22 protein-coding genes and 2 pseudogenes are annotated in these 20,245 nt (G+C 62.1%); 14 read left to right on the top strand and 10 right to left on the bottom strand.

Features of this window, described 5'->3' with window-relative positions; genetic code table 11:
* The first annotated feature begins 29 nt into the window (after positions 1 to 29).
* A complete protein-coding gene (locus ACX80I_RS00120; protein ID WP_459343182.1) occupies positions 30 to 989 on the top strand; it encodes a DMT family transporter in 960 nt (319 codons plus the stop codon).
* A 188-nt stretch (positions 990 to 1,177) separates the two neighbouring features.
* On the opposite strand, the gene ACX80I_RS00115 is transcribed toward ACX80I_RS00120, so the two are convergent.
* Positions 1,178 to 1,462 (bottom strand): hypothetical protein, encoded by a 285-nt coding sequence (locus ACX80I_RS00115; protein ID WP_459343181.1) that lies wholly within the window; start codon positions 1,460 to 1,462, stop codon positions 1,178 to 1,180.
* Positions 1,463 to 1,772: 310 nt separating this feature from the next.
* Here ACX80I_RS00115 and ACX80I_RS00110 point away from each other — a divergent pair.
* From ACX80I_RS00110 to ACX80I_RS00095, 4 genes and pseudogenes are all read left to right on the top strand, one after another.
* A pseudogene (locus tag ACX80I_RS00110) lies at positions 1,773 to 2,282 on the top strand (recombinase family protein); the annotation flags it as partial.
* Between the two features lie 249 nt (positions 2,283 to 2,531).
* A complete protein-coding gene (locus ACX80I_RS00105; RefSeq protein ID WP_459343180.1) occupies positions 2,532 to 2,774 on the top strand; it encodes a hypothetical protein in 243 nt (80 codons plus the stop codon).
* 64 nt (positions 2,775 to 2,838) lie between these two features.
* Complete coding sequence (locus ACX80I_RS00100) at positions 2,839 to 3,093, top strand: GlsB/YeaQ/YmgE family stress response membrane protein (RefSeq protein ID WP_459343179.1); 255 nt, start codon at positions 2,839 to 2,841, stop codon at positions 3,091 to 3,093.
* Positions 3,094 to 3,361: 268 nt separating this feature from the next.
* Positions 3,362 to 3,625 carry a WGxxGxxG family protein gene (locus ACX80I_RS00095; protein ID WP_459343178.1) on the top strand — a complete coding sequence of 88 codons (264 nt, stop codon included), beginning with the start codon at positions 3,362 to 3,364 and terminating at the stop codon, positions 3,623 to 3,625.
* A gap of 186 nt (positions 3,626 to 3,811) precedes the next feature.
* Here the strand turns inward: ACX80I_RS00095 and ACX80I_RS00090 are convergent, their stop codons facing one another.
* On the bottom strand, positions 3,812 to 4,474 hold the full coding sequence (locus ACX80I_RS00090) for a PAS and ANTAR domain-containing protein (protein WP_459343177.1): 663 nt from the start codon (positions 4,472 to 4,474) through the stop codon (positions 3,812 to 3,814).
* Between the two features lie 837 nt (positions 4,475 to 5,311).
* Positions 5,312 to 5,980 carry a TetR/AcrR family transcriptional regulator C-terminal domain-containing protein gene (locus ACX80I_RS00085; protein WP_459343889.1) on the bottom strand — a complete coding sequence of 223 codons (669 nt, stop codon included), beginning with the start codon at positions 5,978 to 5,980 and terminating at the stop codon, positions 5,312 to 5,314.
* Between the two features lie 300 nt (positions 5,981 to 6,280).
* Between ACX80I_RS00085 and ACX80I_RS00080 the strand changes: the two genes are divergently transcribed.
* The 6 genes from ACX80I_RS00080 to ACX80I_RS00055 all read left to right on the top strand — a co-directional run bounded on the left by ACX80I_RS00080 (position 6,281) and on the right by ACX80I_RS00055 (position 13,035).
* Positions 6,281 to 6,616, top strand: a complete 336-nt coding sequence (locus ACX80I_RS00080; RefSeq protein WP_459343176.1) for a hypothetical protein — start codon at positions 6,281 to 6,283, stop codon at positions 6,614 to 6,616.
* A 204-nt stretch (positions 6,617 to 6,820) separates the two neighbouring features.
* Positions 6,821 to 7,942, top strand: a complete 1,122-nt coding sequence (locus ACX80I_RS00075; protein WP_459343175.1) for a fatty acid desaturase family protein — start codon at positions 6,821 to 6,823, stop codon at positions 7,940 to 7,942.
* 272 nt (positions 7,943 to 8,214) lie between these two features.
* A complete protein-coding gene (locus tag ACX80I_RS00070; RefSeq protein ID WP_459343174.1) occupies positions 8,215 to 9,900 on the top strand; it encodes an alpha/beta fold hydrolase in 1,686 nt (561 codons plus the stop codon).
* Positions 9,901 to 9,981: 81 nt separating this feature from the next.
* On the top strand, positions 9,982 to 10,923 hold the full coding sequence (locus ACX80I_RS00065) for a diacylglycerol/lipid kinase family protein (protein ID WP_459343173.1): 942 nt from the start codon (positions 9,982 to 9,984) through the stop codon (positions 10,921 to 10,923).
* Between the two features lie 322 nt (positions 10,924 to 11,245).
* Positions 11,246 to 12,106: a GAF domain-containing protein gene (locus tag ACX80I_RS00060; RefSeq protein ID WP_459343172.1), complete on the top strand. Its 861-nt coding sequence runs from the start codon at positions 11,246 to 11,248 to the stop codon at positions 12,104 to 12,106.
* 803 nt (positions 12,107 to 12,909) lie between these two features.
* Positions 12,910 to 13,035, top strand: a complete 126-nt coding sequence (locus ACX80I_RS00055) for a hypothetical protein (protein WP_459343171.1) — start codon at positions 12,910 to 12,912, stop codon at positions 13,033 to 13,035.
* Positions 13,036 to 13,249: 214 nt separating this feature from the next.
* On the opposite strand, the gene ACX80I_RS00050 is transcribed toward ACX80I_RS00055, so the two are convergent.
* Positions 13,250 to 14,026 carry a GAF and ANTAR domain-containing protein gene (locus tag ACX80I_RS00050; RefSeq protein ID WP_459343170.1) on the bottom strand — a complete coding sequence of 259 codons (777 nt, stop codon included), beginning with the start codon at positions 14,024 to 14,026 and terminating at the stop codon, positions 13,250 to 13,252.
* 169 nt (positions 14,027 to 14,195) lie between these two features.
* Positions 14,196 to 14,507, bottom strand: a complete 312-nt coding sequence (locus ACX80I_RS00045; protein ID WP_459343888.1) for a VOC family protein — start codon at positions 14,505 to 14,507, stop codon at positions 14,196 to 14,198.
* 167 nt (positions 14,508 to 14,674) lie between these two features.
* On the opposite strand from ACX80I_RS00045, the gene ACX80I_RS00040 reads away from it, so the two are divergent.
* Both ACX80I_RS00040 and ACX80I_RS00035 read left to right on the top strand, forming a co-directional pair.
* Positions 14,675 to 15,400: a GAF and ANTAR domain-containing protein gene (locus tag ACX80I_RS00040; protein ID WP_459343169.1), complete on the top strand. Its 726-nt coding sequence runs from the start codon at positions 14,675 to 14,677 to the stop codon at positions 15,398 to 15,400.
* A gap of 31 nt (positions 15,401 to 15,431) precedes the next feature.
* A complete protein-coding gene (locus ACX80I_RS00035; protein WP_459343168.1) occupies positions 15,432 to 16,145 on the top strand; it encodes a GAF and ANTAR domain-containing protein in 714 nt (237 codons plus the stop codon).
* 406 nt (positions 16,146 to 16,551) lie between these two features.
* Here ACX80I_RS00035 and ACX80I_RS00030 read toward each other — a convergent pair whose 3' ends face one another.
* From ACX80I_RS00030 to ACX80I_RS00015, 4 genes and pseudogenes are all read right to left on the bottom strand, one after another.
* A complete protein-coding gene (locus ACX80I_RS00030) occupies positions 16,552 to 16,809 on the bottom strand; it encodes a hypothetical protein (protein ID WP_459343167.1) in 258 nt (85 codons plus the stop codon).
* A gap of 712 nt (positions 16,810 to 17,521) precedes the next feature.
* Positions 17,522 to 18,085 (bottom strand): hypothetical protein, encoded by a 564-nt coding sequence (locus tag ACX80I_RS00025; protein WP_459343166.1) that lies wholly within the window; start codon positions 18,083 to 18,085, stop codon positions 17,522 to 17,524.
* A gap of 206 nt (positions 18,086 to 18,291) precedes the next feature.
* Complete coding sequence (locus tag ACX80I_RS00020) at positions 18,292 to 18,423, bottom strand: hypothetical protein (RefSeq protein ID WP_459343165.1); 132 nt, start codon at positions 18,421 to 18,423, stop codon at positions 18,292 to 18,294.
* A 347-nt stretch (positions 18,424 to 18,770) separates the two neighbouring features.
* Positions 18,771 to 19,007 (bottom strand): annotated as a pseudogene (locus ACX80I_RS00015) (helix-turn-helix domain-containing protein); the annotation flags it as partial.
* A 767-nt stretch (positions 19,008 to 19,774) separates the two neighbouring features.
* Between ACX80I_RS00015 and ACX80I_RS00010 the strand changes: the two are divergent.
* Positions 19,775 to 19,918: a hypothetical protein gene (locus tag ACX80I_RS00010; protein ID WP_459343164.1), complete on the top strand. Its 144-nt coding sequence runs from the start codon at positions 19,775 to 19,777 to the stop codon at positions 19,916 to 19,918.
* 151 nt (positions 19,919 to 20,069) lie between these two features.
* Here the strand turns inward: ACX80I_RS00010 and ACX80I_RS00005 are convergent.
* Positions 20,070 to 20,245, bottom strand: a 176-nt coding sequence (locus ACX80I_RS00005; protein ID WP_459343887.1) for an integrase core domain-containing protein, incomplete at its 5' end; no start/stop codon positions are given.

Below are 20,245 nucleotides of genomic sequence, written 5' to 3'. Positions count from 1 at the left end.
GCACTATTTTGCACCATAAAGTGTGCATCATGTTGCACGTACCAACTTGTAAGCGTTGGCTCTCCCGCCAGGAGCTCGCCCTCGTCCTCGTCACTGCCGTGTGGGGGGCGACGTTCCTCATCGTGCATATCGCCGTGCAGTACAGCGGACCCTGGTTCTTCGTCGGGCTGCGGTTCGTCACCGCCGGCCTCATCAGCGCGCTGATCTTCGCCCGGATTCTCCCCGGCCTCACGAGGAAGGAAGTAGTGGCGGGAGCTGCGATCGGAGTGATGATTTTCCTCGGCTACGGGTTGCAGACCGTCGGATTGCAGACAATCACCAGCAGTACCTCCGCCTTCATCACCGCGCTCTACGTCCCCCTCGTTCCCGTCCTGCAGTGGGTCGTGTTCAAGAAGCCGCCACGACTTTTTACTTGGGTCGGTGTCGTGCTCGCCTTCACCGGTTTGATGCTGCTCGCTGACCCAGGGAGCGCCAGTTTCTCGTTTGGGGCGGGGGAGATCGTGACGGTCGTCAGTACTCTCCCGATCGCCGCGGAGATCATTCTCATCGGTTGGTTCGCCGGCAAGGTCAACCTCGGCCGGGTGACCGTCGTGCAGCTTCTCGTCGCGGGGTTACTTGGGTTCCTGACGATGCCCGCTGTTGGAGAGCAGCTGCCGACTTTCTCGTGGGTGTGGGTGATCTCAGCCGTTGCCCTCGGTGCGGCGAGCTGCCTCATCCAGCTCACCATGAACTGGGCTCAGAACTCAGTTTCACCGACACGGGCCACGATCATCTACGCCGCCGAACCCGTCTGGGCTGCCATCGTCGGCCGTATCGCCGGTGAACGTCTCCCCCCGATCGCGATCGTAGGCGCCATATTCATCGTCGCCAGCGCCCTCTTCAGTGAGCTGAAACCCAACAAACGCACCGACACCGACCCTCGCGACGAGCCCTCGCAGCAGGCCGGCGACACAATGACCTCCACTCCTCAACTCGAGCGGATGGATTAGCCGAAGGCCCTGCCGACGACCGACACCGGGGGTTCACCGGAATCGGAGGTGCCCTCGAACTGATTACGGAAACGGTCGTCATCCCAATGACGTCCAGCGGGTTCGTTAGCTGGACGCTCACGCAGGTTTGACGGCGGATCGGGAGTCGCAGCGATGAAGCTGACTCCTCTAGCAGTTGAGCCACATTCTTAGGAGGGGACGGGTGTTTTTGGGCCGGGCTTGCGGGGAAGCGCCGTGATCCATTCTGAGAAGTGGGTGAGTTCGGTTCCGGTGAGCACGGCGGCGGGGCCGCTGTCCATGGGGTCGGCGAGGAGGGCCAGTGAGTCGGCCGGTAGGTTCTTTGTGGACTCCCAGACAACCGACGACGGGGATGCTGCGTCGGGCCAGCACAGGAAGACGAGGGGATCCAAGGTGGTGGACTCTACAATGCCGACCCGGTGATTGAGCAGGTGGATGAGCTCGCTCGTATACATGCGCCCGGCCACTTCTCCAGCACTGAGGAGAACGCCCGACTCCAAGGCGCCCTTGCGCCCGCGGGGAAGCTGGATCCACTCGGCTCGAAGGGTTGCGCCCTGCCAAGGCTCGACCTGGACGGGCCCAGTATCGGCGGGAAATGTGGTGCTCCTATGTTATCTCAGCAATGTGTCTCACCTGCGCTATTCTCAACAACAGGAGACAAAGCCTCTGATGAGTACAAGGGGCGTAGGAATGGGAAGTATCGGCTACGCCAGGGTCAGCTCCCTGGACCAGAACGCTGACCTGTAACATGCCGCGCTTACCGCGGCGGGCTGCGCCCGGATCTTTACCGACAACGGGGTGAGTGGGACCAAAGCTAGCCGACCCGAGCTCGACAAGTTGCTCGATCACCTGCGAAAGGGTGACGAGGTTGTGGTGTGGAAGCTGGACAGGTTGGGACGGAACACCCGCAACCTTTTGGCCCTAATCGATGATCTGGAGCAGAAGGGCGTGCACTTCCGCAGTGTGACCGAGGGCATCAGTACTACCGGACCGATGGGTAGGGCCATGCTCACCGTCATGTCCGCCTTTGCGCAGCTTGAGCGTGACCAGCTTGCCGAACGCACCAGTGCAGGTATGGCTGCAGCCGCGGAACATGGGCGGAAGGCCGGCCGGCGGGAAGCTACCGCTGAGTATGCCAGGGTAAGACGAGCCCGGGATCTTAAAGCCCAGGGGCTCGCTCCCGCCGACATCGGAGAAATCATTGGGGCAAGCCGTGCCATGATATACCGCTACCTCAGCATGGGAGTGGATGAAAAGTCCTACCGCAACAAGTAAGGGGTGCTGAGCGTTCAGTCACCGCACTGACGACCTGCATATGGTTCTGGTGCCTCGTCCGTCATGGATGAGACCTAGGTGGAGTTCGTCATGAGGGTGTATGAACGGCAGCGCCTGACCTGATACTTCATCACAGCACCAGAGGCCGGATGAGTCCTCCAGGTAAGGGGTTAAGGCATGTTGTGCAACCTGATCCTGCACGTCACAGGACGCGGGGAGTGAGCGTGCTCGCGGACTAGGCTCTGACCGATGAGCTCAACCATGACCGTCCGGCTGGTCGTAGCTGGTGTGCTTCTGACTGCCACCAGTGCATGCGGCGACAAGGTGTCTGCGTCGGATTTCGAAGCGTGCATGGAAGCGGGACAGGAAACCATCAAAGAAAAGATCGACGCCGGAAGCGCCGGTGAGCAGGTCTACCAGGAAGCGATGAACGATGGCGGCTTCGAGCAGCTCGGTAAAGCCGAGCGCGACAAGCTATTCTCCGGATCCTGAAACAAGCACGCTTGAATACGCAGGTCCAGATCCGACCGGATCGCATCAGGAGGGAGCGTGATAGATGATTGAGTTCGCCGTCGTCGGGCTTTTCGTGGGTGCTCTCTCCCGGTTGATCAAACCGGAGAAGCAGCGCCTGGGTCTGCTCCTCGCACTGGTGCTGGGACTTGTGGGATCACTCCTGGGCGCCTTCACCGCACCCCTGGTGGGTACTGGGGTGCTCTTCGACCTGAACCTTGGAGGGCTCATCATCGCGCTCATCGGTGCAGCCCTACTGATTGCAACAACCGAGACCATCGCCGGTACGCGCGCCCCATAATGCATCACCTCGATTCATCACAGGTGAGGCTTCTACGGAACCGTAGCCCTCTCACGCACAGGTGCGCGTCGTGACGAGCGCTTTATGCGCGCGGTGGTGAAGCAATGCGTTCCACATCTCCTCGCGCAACGAATGCCACGACTCAGGCTATGAGCAGGGCTTTTCGCCACGCCATACCACGACGTATGACACCCGAATCCGGAAATAGAAAGTAGGCTTACCAATTGGGTCTCCATCAGGGGGTCCTCCCTGACTTCAAGGAGAAGCAATGATTCGCACCAGTGCAGCCACTGCAGCCCTGTCCTTCGCCGTTCTGATGGGCGTGGCAGCTCCTGCCACCGCCGCGGAAGAAACGGCCCCTGCCACCGAGCAGACCCAGGAAACCGACGACAGCGGCGACGCCGGCCTGTGGGGCCTGCTCGGTCTTCTCGGCCTGGCCGGCCTCCTGAAAAGGAACAAGAAGGAACACGTCGATCACGTCCGCACCACCGGCGCTACCCGCGTCAACGACGTCAACGGCTCCGGACACTAGTTCCACCAGCGCTGATCAGCACTGATCAGTGTTCTGACATGGTGAAGGCTCGCTCATATGAGCGGGCCTTCCCCATATCCGGAGTCCTGTCAGGATCACCGGGGAGCTGCCGCCCATCTCAAGTGTCGCGATGGTGGCGGAAACCGGTGGTCATTGCCCGTGCTATGAGGCGTTGGTCGCTGTAGTTTAGAGCGCTTGGAAGAGGTCAATCATCGCGTCGGGCGAGGACTGGTGGGAGACCTGGCGTGTCAGGTATAACGCGCGATCGATGATTTCCTGGGAGATGACGACGACTTTGCGGTTCGTGCGCTGGCTGTAGGAGCTGATCCGCTCGAATGCTTCGGCGGCGTTGAGGCCTGCACGGCCCATGAGGATCCCTTTGGCCTGCTCGATCACGGCCCGGCTGAGTGCGGACGCGGCGACTGCCTCGTTGGCGATCTTGTGTGTATCGACGTGGATGGAGTGGGTGAGATCCACCACCAGCGCCCATACCCCAACCGGCTGCTCGTCCTCGGTGTGGATGAGGTCCGCGGAGATCAGGAGTTTATGCGTGTGACCGTTGAGGTCGCGAAGGGACGCGTAAACCGATGACGGCCCGCCGGTGGTGGTGACCTTAGTCCAGAACGCCCGGACGGCGTCCCGATCTTCCGGGTCGAAGTGGGACATGCCGAGCTCAAGGGTCGGGACGATGTCGCCGCGCTCGTACCCGTGGATCCGGTACAGCTCGTCCGACCAGTTGTAGGTGTCATCGGCGAAGTAATGCTCGACGGTGCCGGTAGGGCAGTCAATGAAGTAGTCGACACTGGACGCGGACGCGGATAAGGGCGAAGACCCAACGGTGGAGGGCATGGGAACCATTCGACGGAGGTGGAACGAGCTAGCGTCTTACCCCGTACCTGGAACAGCAGACTAACAGGAACACAAAACGCTGTGCTGTCCAGGGGGCGATCACGAGGCAGCCCAAAGGTCAGTTCTCCTGTCCAGTCGCGATACGAGGTTCGCCCACCGCGCCCGAAGGAGTAATGACAAGCTAGGAGAGCCCCTTGTGCAGGAGAAGCCAGGCCGGAAGGGCGAGGGGGCAGGAGCCGGGCTGATTCACCGATAAACACCGACCCCTGCCCGATAGGCTCAGCGGCAGCCGACTTCTTGACCAATTACTAAGCCTGCTGATCAGTTGATCATAGGAGAGCAGGGGGAGGTCAAGTTCCGAGGCGAAGCCGTTTTGTGCCGCGGACAGAGGTCTTCGTGCTACAAGCTCATACGGGTGCCGAGCAATACGCCGGTCATGACGCTGTCCTTCCCGCCCTTACCCGCGGCCCGTCGCAAAGAGTGGACCGTGGGGAAACATCACCCGCACTGCAGGCGACAGTCGGAATTCCGAAAACACCAAGCCGTCCAACTTGCGAGACGGGTTGCGGTGAGGCAATTGAAGGAGACACTGTCGCACTCATTTTGCTGGTGATCCCGTCCGGGCGACTGTGGGCTTCCAGGGACTCCTGAAGAGTTTCAGCTCGTCGAGACTGGAGTAGGGCTTCCCCATTTAGCTCGAACATGCCGATGCATGCCGAGGAGGCAGCAGAGGACTGGAAGCTACTTCGGTTGAGATGGCTGACGTTGGAATGAGGGCTGACGGTGACGAATCAGGCCGAGCCTGGGGCTCCGTGAAGGGGGTTGGCTCAATCGCTGTTAAGACTTGTTTCGGTGGTCTGATCGTGACCCTGCTGCGTGCAGTTGTGACTGGAGGCCTTGGAGGACGATGGTCACGCCCTGGTCAAGTTCTGCCTGACCGTCGTAGGCCAGCAGGAGAGGTGCCAGATCGCGCAGGTGTGGGAAGTCCTTCTCCGGAAGCCGGTGGAGGCCCATGCGTAGTCCGGTTTCGTCTTCGTCAGGGTCCACCACGACTTCCTCGAGTTCGTTGAGAAGGTGCCCAAGCAGGAACCCGTAGTAGGTGCGATATGCATGGAGTGCTCCGGCGGGATCGAAGCCTGCTTCCCGCAGGATGGTGAGGATCCGCTCGATGGGTCTCAGCGCCCCGAGGGGCCTGAGCCCGAGGGGCGTCGACAAGGGGCGTGTGACCAGGAGGGGGACGATATTACGGTGCTGCAGCGTCAGGTCGCGGAAATCATGGGCGGCTCGACGAAGCTTCCCTTGCCACGCCTCTTGAGTCCTATCCGGGGCCGGGATCGTCCATTGGTCCAGCAGCAGTTCGGTCAATCCATCGAGCAAAGCTTCCCGGTTGGCCGCGTACCGGTAAAGCGCCATGGGATCCCGGTTAAGCCGGGCCCCCAGGCGCCGCATCGACAGGGCGTCAAGCCCGTCCTCATCGACAAGATCCAGAGCGGTCTGCAGCACGATCTCCCGGCTGAGGGAGCCCCGCGCACGACCTGGACGCGACGGGTCGTCCTGGGGCTCAGCCCCGCCGTCGACGGTCGGGGAGGACGGTCGATCGTTCTGGTTGTTCGCGATCCTGAACACCACTTCCTGGTTCGAGGCTTGTAAGCGGCCTTGCTATCCACTGCTCTACACCGTAGAGTCTACAGCGTAGAGCAACCGTGGAGCAGACTGCGGACCCTTCGAGCTCACATCCATGAAGCAGCCCGATCCGGGCCTTCATCGCCGACTCTCGGCGCCCTTATCTTTTTCAGGAGAACCCCTTTGGCTAATAGCACTGCGCACAGCACCACCCATAAAGACCACAGCGACATCCGAGGCGAGAATGACCCCGGCCACAACGGTGCCGGGAAACGGGTCGAGACCCGCCGTTCGACCGAGACGAAGGCCTCGACGAAAACCACCGAGTTCTTCGCCTACGTCGCCATGGTCATCGCGACCGTCGTGACCGCGATGGTCGTCGGCGACGGCGACGGCGAGGACGGCATCGACATGTTCAACGCCCACCAAGGCATGGAACTGATCACGTTCCTCACCATCGGCTACATGGTGGCCCGTGGTCTGGCGAAGTCCGGCAGCCGCGAGTACTACAGCGTCTGACGACACCCGTCATCCCCGGACCGGAGCTACTTACTTCCGGTGCGGGGATCACCTGTATCCAGCGGGTTCGATCCGCCGCCGGTGGCGGACACCAGTTCCAACTGGCCCGTCGGATGCTCGCCAGTAAGTCTCCCGCTGATTGTCTCGATCAGTACGCCCACCAGTGCTCCCACGAACGCAGTTCCATGAATGCCAAGGACCCGTATGAGTGACCTCGCTACTTCTGCCGCCCCCGTTGCTGGAAACACACAGTCGGCTGCCCCGCGCATCGTCCGCATCTCCAAGCCGAACGACATCGTCGCCTCCTACTCGGTCCTGCTCAAGCAGGTCCGCAAGGAGGGCCTCCTGAACCGCCGTCGGCGATTCTACGTCTCGGTGTTCGCGGTCCTGGCCCTGGCCATGGGCGCGGCCTGGATGGGCTTCGCGCTCCTGGGCGACACGTGGTTCCAGCTCCTGGTCGCGGCCGTGCTCGGGGTCGTCCTCACGCAGATCGCCTTCCTGGCCCATGAGGCGTCGCACCGCCAGATCTTTAGGACCCGGGGCGCCAACGACTGGTCCGGGCGCATCCTCGCAGCCGGTGTTGTCGGCATCAGCTACGCGTGGTGGATGGACAAGCACACCCGCCACCACAACGACCCCAACACCCGGGGCAAGGACCCGGACATCGAGGTGGACACCATCTCGTTCCTCGAGGAGGACGCCGCCAAAGCCCGCGGCCTGCAAGCGTGGATCACGCGGCGCCAGGGCTACCTCTTCTTCCCCCTCCTGACCCTGGAGGGCATCAACCTGCACGCCCGTTCCATCAGCACCCTGTTCTCCCGCCGCACCATCAAGGGCCGCTGGGTGGAGCTGGCGCTGCTCGGGGCACGCTTCGGCGCCTACCTCGGCATCCTGTTCTGGTTCCTCCCCGTCGGCCTGGCCTTCGCCTTCCTGGGCGTCCAGCTGGCGGTGTTCGGCATCTACATGGGCGCGAGCTTCGCGCCGAACCACAAGGGCATGCCCGTGGTGCCGCGGGACAGCACGCTGGACTTCTTCCAGAAGCAGGTCCTCACCTCGCGCAACATCCGCGGCGGGTCCTTCGTCAACAACGCCTTCGGCGGCCTGAACTTCCAGATCGAGCACCACCTCTTCCCCGACATGCCGCGCCCGCACCTCCGCCGCGCCGCCGTCATCGTCCGGGAGCACTGCGAGCGCCTCCGCGTGCCGTACACCGAGGTGGGCGTCGCGGCATCCTACGGAGCCGTGGTGTCCTACCTGAACCGCGTCGGCCTCGCCGCGCGCGATCCCTTCGACTGCCCCCTGGTCAACCGCTACCGCCGGCCCTAGGTACCTGCTCCAGAACTGACGGCGAACGACCTGGACGCGACGACCGGGACGTGATTCCCAGGATCCCGCGAGTCGGCCCCCAAGAACTCCTAGACCATAAGAAACCAATGATGCCAACACAAACCGCCGACACTGCTGACACTGCTGACGCTGCTGACGCTGCTGACGCTGCTGACGCTGCTGACGCTGCTGACGCTGCTGACACTGCCGCAACCGTCGCGAGCACGAGAACGATCGAGATCGATGACGTGCGTGGGCGCCTATCCTGCAGGATGCACCTGTCCCGCCGGGCGGCGGACCACGGACGAGTCCGGCCCCTGTTCGTGATGGTGCACGGCATCGGAATGTCCCACCGCTACTACGACAAGTTGCAGCGCAGTCTCATCGAGCAGGGCGACACCCTCGTCCTCGACCTGCCTGGTTTCGGTGGCATGCCGAAACCGGAGCGCCGGATGAGTGTGGAGGACTACGCGGCTGTGATAGCCCGCACCTTGGACGAGGAGGGTACCCGCGGGTGCGTGCTGATCGGGCATTCCATGGGTGCCCAGTTCGTCACCGAACTCGCCATCAGCAGACCCGACCTCGTGTCCCAGCTCGTGCTCATCGGGCCCGTCACCGACGTCGAGCACCGCTCACCCATGAAGCACACACTCATGCTCGCCGCCGACACCCTGATCGAACGGCCCGTCACCAACCTGATGGTCGGCACCGCCTACGCCGAGTGCGGGATCCGCTGGTACCTACGGGAACTACCCGTCATGCTCAGCTATCGCCTCGATGACCGGCTGCCCCTCGTCGATCGCCCTGTCCTGGTCATCCGGGGCACCCGCGATATCATCTCCGGCCATGACTGGTGCGAGAAACTCAGCTGCAACGCCCGAGACGGGAACCTCGTGGAGATACCGGGACAACCACACGCCGCCCACCGCGGAGGCGCCGCCGCGATCGCCGCCGCGGTGCTCAGTGCAGCAGTTCTCAACGCGGTGGAAAAGCAGGCAAGTGAGCAGACAGAGGAGCCGGCTGCTGACCAGTCAGACGAGCCAGCGGATGGGCGAGCAGGTGACCGACCGCTGCAGGGCGAGATGCTCCAGGAGAAGCACGCGCACGCTTCTTCTACCCGTTCTTCCAGGTCCTACACCGCCGGGCTCCAATCCCTTCCCGGGGTGCTCGAGCTGAGAAGTATCACGGTGGGGGACCGGCAGTGCCGGGCCTATTTCATTGCTCATGGCGCAGGTCCTGGCCGCGAAGGCCGCGCCGACCGCGTCGACCCGCACCATGGAACACCGGTGCCGGTGTTTGTGCTCATCCACGGGATCGGCATGTCCCACCGGTACTTTCGCCGCCTCGGCGCCGTCCTTGCCGCCCACGGCGATGTGCACCTGATCGACCTGCCGGGGTACGGCTGGACGAGGCGACCGGAGCGCGCGTCGAGCAATGCAGCAACAGCCGACCTGATCGGGAGACTACTCGACGAAGCCGGTGCGTCGTCCTGCGTGGTCGTCGGTCACTCCATGGGAGTGCAGAGCGCAACGGAACTGGCCATCGGACGCCCCGATCTGGTGTCGCACCTCGTCCTCATCGGTGCTGCCATCGACGTCGACCACCGCACCGTCTGGCAGCAGGCCGTGAGGCTGGGCGTGAATTCGATCTTTGAGAAGCCGTTGCTGAGCGCGGTGCAGTTCTTCGACGTCCTGCGGTGCGGGCCGCGCTGGTACCTGGCCCAGCTGAAACTGGCGATGAGCTACCCGATCGAGGACCGGTTGCCCCTGGCCGGGCAGCCCGTGCTGGTCCTGCGTGGTTCACGCGACGTCGTCGCCGGGGCTGCGTGGTCAGACCGGCTCGCCCGCACCGCTCACCACGGAGAAGCAGGCACCATCGACGGCGCACCCCACGCGGCACACCACAGCGCCGCCGGCACGGTAGCAGCTGCCGTCACCAGTTTCCTCGTTCGTCGATAATCCGCTATCAAAGCCGACCTGCCGAGGCGGTCATCAATAACGCCGCCGCATGAGCGAAACCCTCCCACGGAAAGAAGAGACATGGACCAGACATCAACGCAATGGCCTCGCAGGTTCGACACGATCACCATCATCTTCAACCCCAACAGCACCGGCGACGCCCCAGCACTGGCCCGGGAACTCCACGACGAGCTCACACCCAGGCTCCCGGGAACCGATGTCCGATTGACCCCTACAGAGCATGCAGGCCACGCCGTCGACCTCGCCCGGGAAGCGGCATCGGCAGGCAACGCCCTGGTCGTCTCGGTCAGTGGCGACGGTGGATACAACGAGGTGGTCAACGGGGTGATGGCCAGCGGCCGGGACGATGCCGTATCGGCGGTCCTGGCGGCCGGGAACGCCAATGACCACAGCCGTGTCACCGGACGGCAACCCCTGGCAGAGGCAATCATCGAGGGCAACGTCCGGCGCATCGATCTGCTGCGGCTCAGCATCCGCTACGGCGGGTCCACGTCCGGGTCTGCGTCCAGATCCCGGCCGGACCCCGAGCCGATCTATGCGCATTCCTACATCGGGTTCGGTCTGACACCGATCATGGCGATCGACCTCGAGAAGGGCAGCAAAGGCGCGATCAAGGAAATGTTCTCCGTGGTACGTACCTTCAGCAAGTTCAAGCCGTTTCAGATCCGCCAGAGCGACGGGAAACGCCGGACGTTCGACAGCCTGGTCTTCGCCAACATCTCGCAGATGGCGAAGTACGCCACCCTGAGCGAGGCCAGCGACCACCCCGCTGACGGGAAGTTCGAAGTCGTCATCTTCCCCCACATGGCCAAGTGGCGGATCCTGCTCACCGCACTCCGAGCCTCGACCAAGGGTCTTGGTGACCAGCCGAGCTACACGCAGTACAAGTTCTCGGCCCTGAAACCCATGCCGTATCAGATCGACGGCGAGGTCAAGGACGTCGACGCCAACACCACCGTCATCATCGACAGCGCCCACCGGGCCCTGGCCATCCTCGGCTGATCAGCACCCCCAACCAGCCTCGTAGGATACCTGCACGAATGGCCGGTTCGTCAGGCAAGCCCCTGAGTCGTACACCACAGAGAAGTGCTTCCCTGATCATTCGTCTCCTGCTCACCGACATAGGTCCCGAGACGCCCGCGCTCTTCGAACGCAGCAGGAACCAATGCAACTCCCACCCACTGAGCGGACTTGATGTACAGGTCGCTGATCCAGCGTCAATTTGGTATTGCGTCTCCCCGTGGTTGGTAACCTCAGACCATAAGCCAGCTGAGTAATGGGCGCGGGAACTGGTCGGTAGGCATTACAACGACGATCCAACGGCTTGGGCAGGACTGTCGATACAAAGGTTCGCGTCATGAGTTCACCAGTGCATGTGCAGAAGATGAGGGCGGTCCTGTCCGAAACGGGCTTGTCCCTTGAGGAAGTCTGGATCAGGTACTACGGATTGGGTGGGTCGGTATCCCAGTGCGAACTCGATGCCTACCTGGGCGGGCTGCTGTTGTTGCAGGACCACGAATGCGACATCCTGGCCGATGCAATGAACGACCTCCTGGTAGACCGTGGTGCAAAGGAGAGGGTGAACCGCTGCTCAGATGACTCGTCAACGGAATCGACACAGTCCCGGTACGAGCTCGGCGCTGCCGGTGCGTTCCTGTTCACGGCGGAGGAACGGGAACAGGAACGCCTGCACGCGGTGACCCGTTCCGATCTGTTGGATACGGAGCGGGAGGAGCGGTTCGATCGGATCACCCAGGAAGCCAGGGATTACTTCAGGGTCAGCTCCTCGATCGTGGCTCTCATCGATGACCGGCGGCAGTTCCTGAAGTCCGTCATCGGGCCGGTCCAGCAGAACATGCCGCGGGAGATCTCGTTCTGCAACGCGACGATCCGTAATGCGGGCCCCCTGATTGTGCGTGACGCTCTCGAGGACGACCGGTTCAAGGACAACCCCCTGGTCACGGGCGAGCCCTACATCCGCTTCTACGCCGGATACCCGCTCCGCGGGCCCGGCGGGTGGACGATCGGCACGCTGTGTGTGATCGACCAAAAGCCGCGGGAGTACTCCATGAGTGACGGCAGGAAACTACGTGCCCTGGCTCGTCAGGTCGAGGATGAGATCAACGGCCCGCGCATACTCGGCGATGAGGACGTAGAACCAACCGGACTGGCGGAGCAGGAGTAGAAGCCGGAGCGGAAGCGGCCCTGATCCGCTGGAAGTGCGGCCACGGCATGAAGTACGTGGTCGGGGTGCCGCCGACGTGCGCCACGATACTGTTCGCCAAGTCGCGCAACGTGACGTTGTGCGTGTTTGAAGCCCCCTTGAGAGCCGACGCAGTAGCTTCCATCGAGTGCGCTGATGTGATCAGCACGGACGTATGTCCACCGATACTGGTCGACCTCAGCGGCGGGGTGACCCCGAGCAGGAACGCCCTCGTCCAGTTCGCCAACGAACTGAACATTGCGGCGATGGCATCGGTGGGTCCGCCTGCTACGGATTCTCGCGGATCATTTCATCGAGGTTCGCCACCCGCACTACCCGACCCGGTACTCACCCAGCCGCAACCAGGCCCTGACTTGGCTGCCTGACTACCCCACGAACCCGGAAGCACACCTGACACTCAGCGGTTGAACGACGCAGCTGCCGCTCCGCGCATCTTTAGTAGGACTACTATTTCTCTTCAAATCAACCACCGGGTGTGCATCACTACAACATGTGAAGTGCATTCGTCGCTGTCTCGTGGGAGTCTCCCAGAAGTACCTGGAATCTTGCATGAGGCTGGAATCTTTCTGGTGGGGCGGGCGAAGGTCGATCGTGGATCATCCCGAAAGTGTTGCTGTGGGCAAGAACTTTTTCGTCCTGCGGGGGGCTGGTAAGCCTGTTTAGCCTTATGGTGTCACCCGGCAATTTCGAGTAATACAAGGTGGTGTTCTACCCTGAATCAGGACGATTCAGGGCAGGCCCTTCACACCCACATCGTCGACGCCATGGAACGGGCCCACATCACAGCGCATGAGTTATGGCTGTACTACTTCAGTATCGGCGGCAGCGTCAACGAGTTGGAGGTCACCGCGTACCTGCACGCACTGATGCCCCTGCCGGCACTGGACTAGGAACTGCTCGCTCACGCCGTGACGGAGATGTACGCCGATACCTGAGGTCTTCTCGATGACCGGGTATCGTGCCAGCTGGTGGCGGCTGTTACCTGAAGTGCCAGCAGGGGGGATTGGTCGCCGGCGGAGGATGAGGCGCGACTGCAAGTTTGGTGCTGGGATGAGTGGTTTACTGCTTACTGTCCAGCCCACTGTGGTCGTTGCCCAGATGCGTTCAGGCGTCGAAGTGGGTGTTGGGGACTCCCTGCCCGAGGGACTGCACGACGTTGAGGGCCATGACGTTGAGTTTTATGTTTCGTCCGCTGGACGCGGCTTTAAGGATGGTCATGGCCGTGTTGTGGTTGCACCTGTTCTGGCCCATGATGATCCCGGCTGCGACGTCGATGACGGTGCGGGAGTTCATGGCTGCTCTGAGGTGATCAGTGGTGTCGGTGGCTTTCGCGATTCGTACGGCCGTGCGGAGTGACTTCGATGCCTGGCGTGCCAGCATCTCGGCTTCGGCAATGTCCTCAGCGGTGAAGTGGTCCGCGTTCAGGGCGTAGAGGTTCATCGCCGCATTAGCATCGCCGTCGAGCGGGATGGGAACCCCCAGGCCGGAAAGGATGCCGTGATCAGCAATGGCTTTCGGATAACCGCCGAACCTGGTCTCGGTGCGGAAGTCTACGACGGTGTGGGTTTTCACCTCGCGTGCGGCGCGCAGGCAGGGCCCGTCATCGAAGGCGTACTGGATTTCGTCCATCTTTTTCGCGTGTTCATTGCTGCTGGCCACAGTGATCTTCGTGCGCGGCCGCAGGAGTGTCACCGCTGCGAGGACTTCGGTGTCAGGGGATGAGAACCTCGCGGCGGCTAGCTTTGCCAGGTTTGTCAGAAAATTCTCGATGTCGGTGCTTTCGAGCACCATGTCCTGCAGCATCCCTGAAACCGACACATCGGCGAAAGCTTCAGCAGGGATCTCAGCTGAGATATCCGTGCGTGGGTCATTGTCAGGCATAGTGTTCCGGCTTTCAGCGATTCTCACCGTTGCGGCCACGCTCAAAAGCCTGGCACCATCCGGATGGAACCCGGATTTGCTAGATGATCGAACCAATTCTAACCCCAGCGTTCGTACACAAACCCGGGGGACCAGCCCCGCCCACCAGCACTGGCCCTACGACCCGGCCCTACGACCCAGAGGTTCCCTCGAGCGGCCCGTAAGTGAATCGGCTTACGCATGCTTGTTCTGGGTTGCCCGCAACGTCAGTTGTCGGAACTGCCTTTCTGGCTCCCGGGATGCAGAACTCGTTGCCCGCCGGGTCCGCGAGCCCAGTCCACGGTTGCACGCCTCGAGCGATGTCAATCTTGCGGCCACCACGAGCCACGATGCGGTCTATCTCGACGGTTGGATCGTCCGGACGAAAGCCGACGTGGAGGCAATTCGTGCCTTCTGGTCTGTCACCGGCACGAAGACCATCCCTGCACCGTCTCCCATAGATCTGCAGTGCGGTGCTCTCCGGCGCTAGTTAGTCGGTGTCTAAGCTTATGACGTCGCCTTGCTGGTCCGTGGTGGGTCGGTGAAGGACGTGGAAGAACTAACAGGGCGATCGTCGTAGGCAATGGTTTACGTGACTGACTGTCGAGTCCATGGAAGGGTGAGGAAGATGTGGGGCTGGTCCTATCTCCTTGTCATCGTCGTCCAGGCGGTGGGCGAGTGAGCGGGCAGGATCTATCCGGGCTCGATGGGTTGTGTGCGACGCTGTGTGCGTCGTTCATTGAAATGCTGCCAGTGACGGGGGCCGCGCTGTCGGCGTTCAGCGGTTCCCCGCAGGAGACCAGGCTGCATGCCAGTGATGAACTAGCCGCAAGGCTGGATGAGTTGCAGTTCGACCTGGGGGAGGGCCCGCGGTGGGAGGCTGCTCGCATGAGGGCGCCGGTCCTCCTGCCGTATGTCCGCTCGATGCCCCACGAGAGGTGGCCCGTCTTCGGGAAGGCCCTGACAGACACCGATGCGCAGGGCCTCTTCGTCTTCCCCCTCGTCATCGGCGCCATGGATATCGGGGTCGTCGAACTCTATAGGACCACCCCAGGGGACCTGAGCGAATCCGAAATGGTCACCGCACGCGCGCTGGTCGACGGGGCGGCCTGGAGTCTGCTGCGGCGAGTCCTCGTCCCGGAGTCCGGGAACGGTTCTCCCGAGATTGGTCTGTCCCCGTCACGCCGTGAGATACACCAGGCAACCGGTATGGTGCTCGCTCAGGTTGGGGGGACAGCGGCCGACGCGTTGCTCCTGCTGCGGGGGTACGCCTTCGCGCATGGGCAGACGGTGCGGGAAACTTCCATCGAGGTCCTGGAACGCCGGCTGGATTTCACACCGCCCCCAACTCCCTGATCGTGCGGCAAGGGGCCGTAAAATTGGGTTTATGGACATATCTACCCGAGCTGCCCGGGTCAGTGCTGCGTTCGTGAGGATCGCGGACACCCTCGTCGACGAGTACGACGTGCTGGATCTGCTGCACACCCTCGTGGATGAATGCGTGGACCTGCTCGATGCGACCGCCGCCGGCCTGATGCTGGCCGGCCCGGACGGGGTCCTGCAGGTGTTGGCCTCCACCAGCGAGGAGAGCCATCTCGTGGAAGTCCTGCAGCAGGAACTGGGGGCCGGCCCCTGCGTCGAGTGCTACGTCACGGGCGTCCCGGTCACTATCCGGGACATTGCTGGCACCGGAGACCGGTGGCCCGAATTCAAGGACGCGGCCGCAGCGCAGGGGTACCAGTCGGTTCACGCCTTCCCAATGCGGGTCCGCGGCAGGACCATCGGCGCGATGAACCTGTTCCGCGTCGACAGGGGTGAACTTAGCGACGAGGATGTCGCGATCGGCCAGGCGCTGGCGGACGTGTCGACGATCAGCATCCTGCAGGAGCGCACCATCCAGGAATCGGCTGTGGTCAACGATCAGTTGCAGCGCGCACTCAATAGCCGGATCCTCATCGAGCAGGCCAAGGGCATGATTTCCCACATCTCGACCGTGGACACGAACGAGGCCTTCCAGCGACTCCGTGCCCATGCGCGCGCGCACAACACAAGCTTGCGCGCCACGGCAGAAGCGGTCCTGAGCCGCACCCTCACGCTCTAATCACCCCATCCCTTCCAGACCGCAACCGCTACCCGACTGGCCGTCTGCGAGGACGACCCGGTTCTACTGTCTGAGAGCAATCGGTATGACCCCTGCTGTCGGTGAGCCAGTAAAGTCCCGGCCGCTACCCGCGACTTGATGTTGCCCATGACAGCGGAGGGACTTGGGCCTGAAGTTTTGGGTTGCTGGTGTTGTGCTTTTACTTTTACTGTGGGCGCACGGGCGCCCTCCGCGCCCGGGCAGGCGGTGCGGAATGCTGGTGTTCAGGGTCGATGTCAAGGAAGACGACGACGGGCTTGCGGTGACGTGTGCAGATGTTCAAGCGGTACGCCACCAAATTGAGTCTTTGTGGGATGCATGTAGTGTGCGAGGCGTCCTGGCCCGGCAGGCCGGGGTAGCCGATGACCTATTGTGGCTGCAGATCCGTGCCCGTATCGGTGCGATGACAGTCGTTGCCGATGTTCATCCCTTGCACTGGGTAGCATTTCACACAGTCGTTCGTCCCTCCCATCCCGTGTTCGACCAACCGAGTCGGGTCTTTGATCACGCCGCTGGCGCCCTGCAACACGAAGCGGTCCAGGCAATACGGCAGGGTCGTACGCATACCCAAGTGAATTTCATCCTGTCGTTCCTTGATGGAACAAAAGTGTCCTTGCCCCGCCACGGAGGCCACCTACTGCGTGACGTGGTTGATGAGACGCAGACGAGCGGGGAACTAAGCTCCTGGGTGCGGGCACACCTGACAGGACGGCCCGACGCAGAGGATCAGTGGCGCATGCCCATCGTCGGCGTTCAGGTGGGGACTTTCGGCCCCGAAACATCAGCGGCCCACCGGTACCGATAGTAGGAATGCAATTCGTACAGCCGACCGGTCCGATCGCGTGTGCTCTGGCAGCACTGACCCTGTCGGCAACAGGTCCTATTTGATAGGTATGACGCCAGGATTCAGAGTACGGAATCTCTCCTTCACAGGTGCCGTGAGGCTCAGCAACGTGGTGGAGTTTGATCCTAGGCCTCCCACCAATAGGTCGTTTCTGCGGAGGTTTCCATGAGCCATTGGGTCAGGAGTTCATCGGGGGCCTCGTCGCGTTCACTGGGGCTGCTGGGCCTCAGGGCCCAAGGTATGGGACCGCGATGAGGGGCCCTAGGAGGCGGAGGCCGTTCGTCTATGAGTTCGTTGACCGTGTGCGCAAGAAGATTACACTCCTCCAAGGGCAGAGAGACCAGCCCTTCAAGGTAGGCGCGGATCCCGAAGAGGTCCACGACTCCGGTGTATTGGGCGTAACGCCGCCAGGCATACAAACAGGAAATGTTGGAAGCGGTCATCGCTGCATGGATGAGGACGCGCTGCGTCTCTTCCTCCTTATCCGGCAACATCACCGCGGCCGCCCTATCCCCACACTGCCCGACCCGGGACCGTGTGGATCCCCTAGTTCTTGAGTGTGCGCTTGTGCGGCTTCGATTGCGTCCAGTAGTACCAAGGAGTTCGCCGAGCCGCCGGTGTGGCTGCTGGTGTTGACGGCGGCGAGAACGTCAGTATCAACTCCCCGCGATGCTTGTGAAAATTCACCCAGTGTGGGGGCATCACTGTCCCGCGTTTTATCTGTCAGGTGGGCAGCATCCTCCACCCGGTGTTTGAGGAATCGAGAGGTGGGCCGGACGCGGTCGTAGTGCGTTGCAACGACAAGGTGCGTTAGATCTTTGGTGTCAGAAAGACCGAGAATGCTCATCGCCCGCTGCAGGTCATCCTCTATCGTACGTATCGGAATGGGTAGCACGAGGGCAATCTCATCACACGTGAGGCCACCACTGGTCATCACCGCGATCACCGCCTGGCGATCACTTAACGCCTCCACATGCGTGGTGTTGTCCCCCCGGGGCGCCATCGTCACCCCATGACGGAGATTCGACTCGTCCGGGTTCTGGTGTGTCTGCCTCATGGCACTCCCTGCTGGCACGGCGTGAACGGCTGTGCGCCAGGGTCTGGGGCGACAGAATAAGACTCTCTTTCCGAGGTCCCAGTGTCAAGGAAAGATTGCACGCGCTCGTTTGCTATTAGGGCTTTCGGCGGTATGGCTTAGTCGCCGGCGCAGGTCGGCCAGTGCCGTCTGCGCGTGCCGGTGAGGAATCCGATGGCGCCACCAGATCACCCCTCGGGTTCTTCTTCGTGTCCGATGGATTTCTCCTGGAGGAACTGGCATAGTGATGCGGCGACCAGCAGTTCCACGGCGAGCCCCTGCAGCTCGGGGGCGGTGAGTGTTGTGTCGCTGTCGTGCATCCCGAATGTGATGGACCACCGGGGGTCATCGACGGCAACTGGCTTGCATGTACATTTCGGTGCCGTCATCGCGCAGCGGAACTGTGACCAGGCCGGTATCAGCGCCGTCGACCCCGTCCTGAACGAGGACGGTGATCAGCGCACCTCCTTCCCGTGTGTCTCGGAACTCTTGAATCCAACGTTCAAGGGTCTGGCGACTACGAAAAGGCATGCACGCTTCCTCTCCTTAGGGTGAAAGGCACAGAGCAGGTCAGCCTTCCAGGACGAAACGGGCGAAACCGGTCCCCATCCGCAGCAGGTGGTACCAGCGCCATGTATAGAGCATTCGGTGCACCACGTATTCCGGATCAGGTGCCTGTTGTACCCGGATGGGAGGCAATCCACTGTCGGGCATCAAGGTGGGCGATCCGCCGGTACAGGGTTGCCCTAGACATGCCGAGGTCGCGGGCGACATGGGAGGCGGGTTGGCCCTGCTCGATGAGCCGACGAGCGTTGGCGATCTGACTGTCCGAGAAGATGGGTCGCCGTCCGCCGAGGTCTTGGCCGGCGTCGCGGCGTTTGGTGTTGGAGTCATCGTCGCGTTCTCCCACTTCCATGACAGTGCTGGAAGATCCCTCGCCGTAAGCGCTGAACGCTCCCTCGGAGGAACTCTAGATGCAGAGGACAGGAATAACGACTGGGACCAAATGGGCCGGGAAGATCCGTTCATCCGAGAAGATGGGGCAGCTATCCGCAGCACCGGATACAGTGTCAGGCTCGAATCCGACACCACCGTAGGAGACATTCTCGGCGTTGCTCTTCCGTTAGGAATTGCGATCGGTCTCCTCGTTGCGGGAGCAACCAATAAGGTCTGCGGTCCCTACGGATCTGTCAAACGCGACCCCTGCACCCATCAGGACCAGCCATCCGTCGGGTTCGAGGTAATCCCTCCAGATGAAAGCTGTCCTCCAGGATATGGAATGCACCACTGAAGGGTTGCAAGACACTTGAAAGCCGGAAAAAGCCGCCAACCACGACCGACGCCTGTGGCCGCGGCGAAAGCCTGGTTTCCTCCTCGCGGTGCAACCCACTGCATGGCATGTGGTGCATCAGCTCTCCCGAGAGGGGTACGGTGCTCCCTTCGGGGAGGGATCTGTTCCAGGTTCTGCTCAGGTCGATTGTGGTGCAGTGGCAGCCGAGCGCATTTGTGGAAGCATCCCCATTCCACCAGAACCGCTCGATACGGTTGTAGACCTACGTGTCACCACGCAGGCGTCTGCACCAGATCCGGAGGTGCCATCGATGAGAAGTCCACGAGAAGTCCACGCCGCTGAGCACTATCAGCTTCACCACCTCGAAGACGCCGCGCATCATGGACGCCGACCAGTACGTCCACAACGTCAGATCAACGAAGCAGAACCCCTACAGCACTGGGCGGGGCACGGTCGGCAGCGGTGTACTGCTCCTCTCCGACGTGAACGCCACAAGCCGGTACTGGCACTACTACAGCCGGTAAACGCGTTGGTGACGGGCATGGAAGTACGCCATGCCTACCGCTCATCCGCCGATGGTTCCACTTCTGCTCCGATCATGCCCCGGAGCGTGGTCGACGGAATACTGGCCGCGAGAAGCTGCGGACCTTTCGGGCTCCTAGCTGTACTGGGCCATCAGGTTGGTGACACTCGGGTGATGGGTGTGGTTCCGATGCCGGTGTGGATGCGTTCAGTGTTGTAGTGCTGGAGCCAGGGTGCAAGGGCTGCTTGGCGTTGAGCGCTGCTGGTGAAAACCTGGCGGTAGGCCCATTCGGTTTGGAGTGTGCGGTTGAAGCGTTCGGCTTTGCCGT

The organism is Arthrobacter rhamnosi (assembly GCF_054510855.1).
The sequence above is the reverse complement of the archived record's forward strand: the minus strand, read 5'-3'. Positions and strand labels throughout refer to the sequence as shown.

Bases quoted from the DNA above. Each gene is read 5' to 3' on its own strand.
- ACX80I_RS00120 (WP_459343182.1), top strand. From the start codon at position 30: ATGTTGCACGTACCAACTTGTAAGCGTTGGCTCTCCCGCCAGGAGCTC.
- ACX80I_RS00115 (WP_459343181.1), bottom strand. From the start codon at position 1,462: ATGTATACGAGCGAGCTCATCCACCTGCTCAATCACCGGGTCGGCATT.
- ACX80I_RS00105 (WP_459343180.1), top strand. From the start codon at position 2,532: ATGAGCTCAACCATGACCGTCCGGCTGGTCGTAGCTGGTGTGCTTCTG.
- ACX80I_RS00100 (WP_459343179.1), top strand. From the start codon at position 2,839: ATGATTGAGTTCGCCGTCGTCGGGCTTTTCGTGGGTGCTCTCTCCCGG.
- ACX80I_RS00095 (WP_459343178.1), top strand. From the start codon at position 3,362: ATGATTCGCACCAGTGCAGCCACTGCAGCCCTGTCCTTCGCCGTTCTG.
- ACX80I_RS00090 (WP_459343177.1), bottom strand. From the start codon at position 4,474: ATGCCCTCCACCGTTGGGTCTTCGCCCTTATCCGCGTCCGCGTCCAGT.
- ACX80I_RS00075 (WP_459343175.1), top strand. From the start codon at position 6,821: ATGAGTGACCTCGCTACTTCTGCCGCCCCCGTTGCTGGAAACACACAG.
- ACX80I_RS00070 (WP_459343174.1), top strand. From the start codon at position 8,215: ATGCACCTGTCCCGCCGGGCGGCGGACCACGGACGAGTCCGGCCCCTG.
- ACX80I_RS00065 (WP_459343173.1), top strand. From the start codon at position 9,982: ATGGACCAGACATCAACGCAATGGCCTCGCAGGTTCGACACGATCACC.
- ACX80I_RS00055 (WP_459343171.1), top strand. From the start codon at position 12,910: ATGGAACGGGCCCACATCACAGCGCATGAGTTATGGCTGTACTACTTC.
- ACX80I_RS00050 (WP_459343170.1), bottom strand. From the start codon at position 14,026: ATGCCTGACAATGACCCACGCACGGATATCTCAGCTGAGATCCCTGCT.
- ACX80I_RS00035 (WP_459343168.1), top strand. From the start codon at position 15,432: ATGGACATATCTACCCGAGCTGCCCGGGTCAGTGCTGCGTTCGTGAGG.
- ACX80I_RS00025 (WP_459343166.1), bottom strand. From the start codon at position 18,085: ATGAGGCAGACACACCAGAACCCGGACGAGTCGAATCTCCGTCATGGG.
- ACX80I_RS00020 (WP_459343165.1), bottom strand. From the start codon at position 18,423: ATGCACGACAGCGACACAACACTCACCGCCCCCGAGCTGCAGGGGCTC.
- ACX80I_RS00010 (WP_459343164.1), top strand. From the start codon at position 19,775: ATGGACGCCGACCAGTACGTCCACAACGTCAGATCAACGAAGCAGAAC.